The organism is Mesorhizobium sp. CNPSo 4671, from assembly GCF_057784245.1.
This window is the reverse complement of sequence record NZ_JBWLUW010000042.1, coordinates 1-7,036: the sequence shown is the minus strand read 5'-3', so window position 1 is coordinate 7,036 and position 7,036 is coordinate 1. Positions and strand designations below refer to the sequence as shown.

The following is a 7,036-nucleotide window of genomic DNA, read 5'->3' as shown; positions in this document are numbered from 1 at the left end:
GCGCCGGAGCCGACGGCGATGATCTCGCCTTCCTGCGGCTTTTCCTTCGCCGTATCCGGGATGATGATCCCGCCGGCGGTCTTGGATTCGGATTCGACCCGCCGAACGACCACGCGGTCATGAAGCGGGCGGAACTTCGACTTTGCCATGTTTTGGATGTCCCTGGTGCGGAGATTGAAAGGTTGTCCGTTGCCGGAGCGTTGTTAGCACTCACGGGTGCCGAGTGCTAAAGCGGCTGTGAGATAGGCTGTCGGCTCGGGCTAGTCAAGAAGGAAGAGGGGCACGGGCGAAGAGCAAAATCGCGTGGCCCTGAGACCGCAAGAGGCCCTCGCTGTTCGTGACCGCCTGTGTCGGGCTTTAACACGCAAGCAAGTCGCAACGGGCTTGCAAATACCGCAGGGCTTGGCCACAACGCGCTTGCCAGATGACCTAGGGTGAGGGCGCAAGCAAGGAGTGGATATGGTTTTCCGACTGAAGGAGCTGCTCGGCAAGAGGTTTGATGAAGAAGTGCAATTCTTCAAAGGCTGGCAGAAGGACAAGAAGGGCGTAGGAGCCCTCATCCCCACTCGATTTATGCGGCGCGCCGGATGGCAAGCGTCATCAACCCGCGGTCCGGAATGCCGGTCCTGGAGCTTGGTGCGGGAACCGGCGTCATCACGAAGGCAATCCTGGAGAGGGGCATCAAACCGCATCAGTTGGTGTCGGTCGAATACTCCAGGAATTTCTACAACGGCCTGGTGCAACGCTTCCCGGGCGTGGACTTCAGATTGGGCAACGCATTTGCGCTGAATGAAGTTTTGGGCGAGCGCAAAGGTGAACAGTTCGATTGTGTGCTCAGTGCAGTCCCGCTGTTGAGCTTTCCTATGGAACAGCGCGTTGCCCTGATAGAGGACCTGCTTGCCCGCATTCCTGCCGGACGGCCGGTGATTCAGATCACCTATGGGCCTCTGTCGCCGGTGATAAAGATGCCCGACCGCTACGTGGTTTCCCACTATGACTTCGTCGTCCGCAACATACCGCCGGCACAGCTCTGGACCTATCGACGAGCAGTCTAGCCACATCCCTGCATGCGAAGGACTGAGCTGACCTGCATGCAATCAGGCCCCATGTGAAATTGCCATCAGTGCGATCGATGTTTGCTGGGTCTAGGCTCGATCGGCTCTCGAAAGGAAGCCTACCTCCCCGGCTGATCGGAAACAGGTAGATCAGCTGCTGGCGGGATTTTTTCGGAAAAGAGGAAGGTCGCTGGATCAAGTTTCAACACCTTGGCGATCGCGGCAATCGTGTCCACGCTGACGTTGCCGCTCGCACGTTCCAGTTTCGTGAATGTCGCCTCCGCCACGCCGATGAGTTTGGCCATCTCATAGCGGTGCAAAGTACGTCGTTGTCGCTCAAAATCGATGATGTGCGAAAGCCGCTTGCGGATCGCATTTTCGTCCAACCGATGCGCCCATTCCGGAACTTTCTTACCGCCGGAGAGCAGTCCTGCAACAGACACTTCCAAGCCGTCTGCCATGATCTGCAGCGTCGTCAATGTGACATTATTTTTCTGACGCACAGTCTGAATATAGGTTCGGTAGGCGAGTTTCTCGCCGTCGGCGGTCCGAAACAGCTCGGCCATGTGCATATGGGATAGGCCGCGTCTGGCTCTCTCCCGCTCAAGCGTCAGAGCAACGTTGACGCGCAGCGGGTTGTTGACCACGCCTCCGTCATCTCGTTTCATAAATCGATGTACTCGCACAAACCTGCCTTTTTTGACCTGTCCTTTTTCGCGCGGATCATCCATAGTAAACTGTCAAATCTGCAGCGAGGAAAAGGCTATGACCATACTCAAATTTCTACTGGGGGGTGCCGTCGCTATCGCGGGCGCAGCAGCTCTATCATCCCAATCAAAAGCGTCGGAATGGGGCTGTCAGGTCCTCCTATGTCTGTCCGGCGACTGGCAAGGCACCCCCTCGTGCCACCCGCCAATTTACAAGTTGATTGCGGCGATGGAAGTAATTGGCCGACCTGTCCGCAAGCCAACTCCAGCGCGGCGAGATTTGAGAAGTATGAGGATCGTACGTCTGGCTGGCAAGCAGTTGGCAGCTCCGAATCCGATCGGCCGGGCTTAGGTCAAGAACGAAACATCTGCCGCATCGCGGCCGATAGGCTCTCGTTGTCCGTCGTTTTCAAAACCAACGCCCTCGGTGGGCGTAATGGAGACGGATTACGTCGGGTCGAAATCGAAATCGACGGTAAGGTGGTGACGGCAACAATCCAGACCGCGGGGAATGATCGAGGGCATGCCCTTGGTAATGGCCCCACCTACTACGCTATCTCTCGACCGATGCGCGGAAAGCCCTGGTTCATCGAGTATGATGACGCGAACGGCTTGCGCCAGAAAAGCTGGTTCAATCTCACCATGCCATGAGCCTGGCGATCACGCAGGACCATGTACTATGGGGTTGCAATTCAGGGAGGTTTGTAGTGTTCAAGGCGCTTCTCGTGTCCACGGTAATTTTGAACACAGGCGCAGCGTTGACCGCGGCGGCTGGTCAGAGCGAGAAGCCGCGCTCAAGCGTGGACAATCCTATGTGGCCCGCATCACTGAAATGGGATTGCAAGACCGCCGCCAAGATCGTGTGTGAGCGTGATGGCAGTGGCTCAGTGGCTGAGGACCACACTGGATTTGTGCTGAACTACGGCAGCAACGAAGCCGAGTTCCCAGCTGGCAATGTCAGAATCAAGCGCCACTATCAACAGACCAATGCAGGCAAGCCCTTTGCAGCAGGAAGTTAAAGTCGAACTGGCCGACAATCGCGTACTCTGGCTGACCGCCGTGGATGCCAGCCGCACTTATTCCGAAGCGTGGGTCGGCGCACTGAGCGAGTTGAAGGGTGGCGCGGTACTGATGGAATCCGAGGGTGTCTATTGCATGCCGCGTAAGTGAGTGCGCCGAGAGGGCAGGGGAGCGAGGCCGGTAATGGTCTGACTTGGGACTTGGGACGTCGGCGCCCGGCGGTTCAGAAAAGGTCAGGGGAAGCGGCGAAGGGATTTCGTGGACCATCGGTCGGCAGCGAAGCGGGCATACAACGGCTTGGGGGGCACCTTGGTGGACGATAGGGTGCGATGCGTGTGTCTTCGGATATAGGTCGCTCTCTCACGATTTTTACCTACCACAACTGTAAATGCGGAAACCCTTCGCGGTTGTGTGCCGCCAGTATCGTGTTGTGCATTAGCGTCATGATCGTCATCGGCCCAACGCCTCCGGGCACTGGTGTAATGGCTCTCGCCCTTTCGAAAGCGGCTGCGAAGTCCACATCACCAACAAGCCGCTTCTTGCCGTCCAAAACCGCTCTCGTGGTTCCTACATCGATCACCGTTGCTCCCGGCCTGATCCAGTCTCCCTCGATCATTTCGGCTTGTCCCGCTGCCGCCACTACGATATCGGCCTGTCGCACCTTGTCAGCCAAGCTCCGCGTTCGAGAATGCGCCATTGTTACAGTGCAGTTCGCTCCTAACAATAGCTGTCCCATCGGTTTGCCCACGAGGATCGAGCGGCCGATAACAATTGCATCAAGTCCCGTCAGGTCGCCCAACTGGTCCCGCAAAAGCATGAGGCACCCGAGCGGCGTACAGGGTATCAGGCCTGGTCGCCCGGCGGCCAGACGACCTGCGCTTTCGGGGTGAAGACCATCGACATCCTTGTCGGGATCGATCGCACGGATGACAGTTAGCTCATCAATGTGAGCCGGAAGAGGCAACTGTACGAGGATGCCGTCTACTGCATCGTCCGCATTCAATTCTTCGATCAGCCGCAAGATTTTGTCCTGGCGCGTCTCCTCCGGTAGGATGTGTTGGAAGCCGGCCATGCCCAGTTCCCGCGTCTTGCGGCCCTTGCTGCGGACGTAAATTTCGCTTGCCGGATCGCTGCCGACAAGCACGACCGCCAAGCCCGGCGGGCGCCCAGCCTTTTCCATGAAGGCTGGCAGAGCGGCAGTTATCCGTGCGGCAAGACGATCGGCATAGGCTTTTCCATCGATGATGCTGGCTCGCATGTGGGCTCCTTCACAAAGAAAGTCATCAGATTGTTCAATCTGTTCCCCAGCTCCGCGCAGTCGACTCGGAATTCCGCTTGAGGACTTCCTCGATGCGTTCGGGATGCGCGCCAAAGCCTTGCGCGGCGCGGCGCACCCGTTCGGCTTGTGCTTGACCGCATGACCGAGTTCGCTCTGGGTCGCGGAAAGGGCAGTCTCGACCTCTTCGCCCCAATGGCGACGGGCGGTCCGGATACTTGCCCCGCACCTCAGTTCCTGTAGACCAACCCTCGCGGATCAATATCCGGGACGCGGCCGGCGACTAGGTCGGCGAGGAATTTTCCCGATCCGCAGGCCATGGTCCAGCCGACATGGCCGTGGCCGGTGTCGAGATAGAGGTTTTTGTAACGCGCCCGGCCGATGACCGGCACTGAGTTCGGCATCATCGGCCGCAGTCCGGCCCAGAGTTCGGCTTTCTTCTTATCGAAGGCGCCTGGGAACAGCTCCTTGCCGGTCCTGAACATGGGGACGAAGTCGCGCGGCTGGAACGTGCGGTCGAAGCCGGTAAATTCGGCGGTCGAGGCGAGGCGCAGGCGGTTGCCCAGCCTGGAATAGGCGATCAGCTGGTCTTCGTCGACGCCGCCCATGGTTGGCCCCTTGCTCTCATCCTCCAGGGGTATGGTCGCGGTGTAACCCTTCACCGGATAGACGGGCAGATCGATGCCATAGCGGCGACCAAGCAGGCCGCTTTCCGGGCCCATCGAGATGACCACGGCATCGCCGGCAACCGGTCCGGCCGAGGTCATCACCGCGCGCACACGGTCGCCCACGATATCGAGGCCCTCGACGGTCGTGCCGAAGAGGAATTTGACGCCGAGCTTCTCGGCCGAATAAGCGGCAAGCCTTTCCACGAACTGCCGGGAATCACCGGTCTGGTCGATCGGCGAATAGACACCGCCGGCGATCTTGTCCTTTGCGCCGGCGAGGCCAGGCTCCAGCTCGATCAGCCGGTCGCGGCCGACGATCTCGATCGGCAGGCCATGCTCGGCCAGATAGCGATAATTGTCGGTGCCGGTGTCGAGACTGTGCTGAGAGCGGAAGAAGTAGAGGATGCCTTTCTTGCGCTCGTCATAGCCGATCCCCGTATCGGCGGAGATGGCGTTGATGCACTCGCGCGAATAGAGCGCCAGGCGCAGCTTGACCTGGCTGTTGGCGCGCAGCCGGGCCACCGTGCACTGGCGCAGGAAACGCAGGCTCCAGGTGAGGAAATAGGGATCGAAGCGCAGCCGCACCTTGATGCCGAGATCATGGTTCCAGAGCCCGCGCAGGAAGGTCTTCAGCGCCGCCGGTGAGGCCCAGGCGGTGGCGTCGCCCGGCGACACCAGGCCGGCATTGGACTGGCTGGTGCCGCGCGCAGGCGCCGGATGGCGCTCGATGACGGTGACCTCATGGCCATCGGCGGCCAAATAGTAGGCGGCCGCCGTTCCGACAACGCCGGCCCCAAGCACCACAACCTTCATGCCATTCCCCCGAAGAAATCTTCCGCCGCATTATCGGCACATGCCGCTACGGACTTACCGTCGACGATATGGGCCAAAGGGCTACCCCATCCGTTCTGACGCAAAGCTGCCGGGGCTTGCCGGGAAGACGACGGTGCGATTGCCGTTGATGAAAGAGCGGTGATGAATATGCGCATGGACAGCGCGCGCCAGCACCTGGCTCTCCACATCGCGGCCCAGCGAGACGTAATCTTCTGGGCTTTGTGCATGTGTGACGCGAACTGTGTCTTGCTCGATAATCGGCCCCTCGTCGAGATCGGCTGTGACGTAATGCGCCGTGGCACCGATCAGCTTCACCCCACGCTCGTAAGCCTGTTTGTATGGGTTGGCACCCTTGAAGCTCGGCAGGAAAGAATGGTGGATGTTGATGATCTGGCCAGACATCCGCTTGCAAAGAGCATCCGACAGAACCTGCATGTAGCGGGCAAGCACGATCAACTCGGTTGCGGTCTGTTCGACAACTTCGATGAGTTGAGCCTCTGCCTGCGGCTTGTTTTGCCTGGTTACCTTTATGTGATGGAAGGGTATGTCGTGATTGACGACCACCTTCTGGTAATCGAAGTGGTTGGAGACGACCCCCACGACGTCGATTGGCAGAGCGCCGATCTTCCATCGGTAGAGCAGATCGTTCAGACAATGGCCGAAGCGAGACACCATCAGCAGGACCTTCATCCTGCTTTCGCCGTCAAACAGCTCCGACTTCATTTCAAATTTATCCGCGATCGGCTTGAAGCTCTCCTTCAATTGCGGCGCCAGGACACCTTCTTCCGAGATGAAGCCCACTCGCATGAAGAATTTTCCGGTGTCTAGGTCGTCGAACTGCGAGCTGTCAACGATATTGCAGCCTTGATCTGATAGAAAAGTCGAGATCGCAGCTACAATACCACGCGTTGACTTGCAAGATACGGTAAGTACGTACGGAGTCATATTGTAGTCCGCTCTGAGTTTGGCCTTGTTTAGGGCAGTTTGCCGCGTTGCAGGGAACATGTCCGAGTGTCCGCGCTCTGTGCACGCTGATCCTGTGCCGCTTACCGTGTGGGCACTGCCAGGGATGACAGCTGGAGGAACATTTGCCCCACTGGTTAGGTGGGGTATAGCGGGAACGTTTGCGCCAGGGTCGACACTCGTTCGGCAATGTCTACGTCGATTTCCAGCCCTTGGCCTGGATTCGCTGCAAGTCGATCTAAAACGTTGGCAATGATCTCTGCTAGTTCAGATGCTTCCGGATCAGCCATTCCACGAGCTGCAATTGCGGACGTTCCCATCCGGAGCCCCGAGGTGACATTCGGTGGCTCCCTGTCTTGCGGCACAAGATTGCGGTTCGTTGTCACGCCATGAGCTTCTAATGCCTTCTGCGCGACATCGCCCGTCAGCCCACGCGTTCTGAGGTCAACCATCGTGAATGGCGTATCTGTCCCCCCTGTGACGATTTTGAACCCACGTGCGCTCAAGCCGCCC

General features: G+C 58.7%; 8 protein-coding genes and 2 pseudogenes. 4 read left to right on the top strand and 6 right to left on the bottom strand.

Translation table 11 applies throughout. The annotated features are described in order from the left end of the window. On the bottom strand, nucleotides 1–149 hold a 149-nt coding region (locus AC04SF_RS37105; RefSeq protein ID WP_287209018.1), incomplete at its 3' end, for a co-chaperone GroES. A gap of 310 nt (nucleotides 150–459) precedes the next feature. Here AC04SF_RS37105 and pmtA point away from each other — a divergent pair. Then, nucleotides 460–1,055, top strand: a pseudogene (gene pmtA / locus AC04SF_RS37100) (phospholipid N-methyltransferase PmtA). 119 nt (nucleotides 1,056–1,174) lie between these two features. Here the strand turns inward: pmtA and AC04SF_RS37095 are convergent. Further along, nucleotides 1,175–1,786, bottom strand: a complete 612-nt coding sequence (locus AC04SF_RS37095; RefSeq protein ID WP_488481839.1) for a helix-turn-helix domain-containing protein — start codon at nucleotides 1,784–1,786, stop codon at nucleotides 1,175–1,177. A 171-nt stretch (nucleotides 1,787–1,957) separates the two neighbouring features. Here AC04SF_RS37095 and AC04SF_RS37090 point away from each other — a divergent pair, with 171 nt between their 5' ends. The 3 genes from AC04SF_RS37090 to AC04SF_RS37080 are packed head-to-tail and all read left to right on the top strand — an operon-like array spanning nucleotide 1,958 to nucleotide 2,932. After that, the gene (locus tag AC04SF_RS37090; protein WP_488481838.1) at nucleotides 1,958–2,413 is read left to right on the top strand and encodes a hypothetical protein; all 456 of its coding nucleotides are present in this window, start codon (nucleotides 1,958–1,960) and stop codon (nucleotides 2,411–2,413) included. Between the two features lie 56 nt (nucleotides 2,414–2,469). Beyond that, entirely contained in the window at nucleotides 2,470–2,781 is a 312-nt protein-coding gene (locus AC04SF_RS37085; protein ID WP_488481837.1) for a hypothetical protein, read from the top strand. Beyond that, on the top strand, nucleotides 2,765–2,932 hold the full coding sequence (locus AC04SF_RS37080) for a hypothetical protein (RefSeq protein ID WP_488481836.1): 168 nt from the start codon (nucleotides 2,765–2,767) through the stop codon (nucleotides 2,930–2,932). Before AC04SF_RS37085 ends, AC04SF_RS37080 begins: the two co-directional genes overlap by 17 nt. A gap of 223 nt (nucleotides 2,933–3,155) precedes the next feature. Here the strand turns inward: AC04SF_RS37080 and folD are convergent, their stop codons facing one another. The 4 genes and pseudogenes from folD to glyA all read right to left on the bottom strand — a co-directional run. After that, nucleotides 3,156–4,040, bottom strand: a complete 885-nt coding sequence (gene folD, locus AC04SF_RS37075; RefSeq protein ID WP_488481835.1) for a bifunctional methylenetetrahydrofolate dehydrogenase/methenyltetrahydrofolate cyclohydrolase FolD — start codon at nucleotides 4,038–4,040, stop codon at nucleotides 3,156–3,158. Between the two features lie 248 nt (nucleotides 4,041–4,288). After that, on the bottom strand, nucleotides 4,289–5,539 hold the full coding sequence (locus AC04SF_RS37070) for a D-amino acid dehydrogenase (protein ID WP_488481834.1): 1,251 nt from the start codon (nucleotides 5,537–5,539) through the stop codon (nucleotides 4,289–4,291). A gap of 81 nt (nucleotides 5,540–5,620) precedes the next feature. Beyond that, nucleotides 5,621–6,505 carry a formyltetrahydrofolate deformylase gene (purU, locus tag AC04SF_RS37065; protein WP_488481840.1) on the bottom strand — a complete coding sequence of 295 codons (885 nt, stop codon included), beginning with the start codon at nucleotides 6,503–6,505 and terminating at the stop codon, nucleotides 5,621–5,623. A gap of 155 nt (nucleotides 6,506–6,660) precedes the next feature. After that, a pseudogene (gene glyA / locus AC04SF_RS37060) lies at nucleotides 6,661–7,036 on the bottom strand (serine hydroxymethyltransferase); the annotation flags it as partial.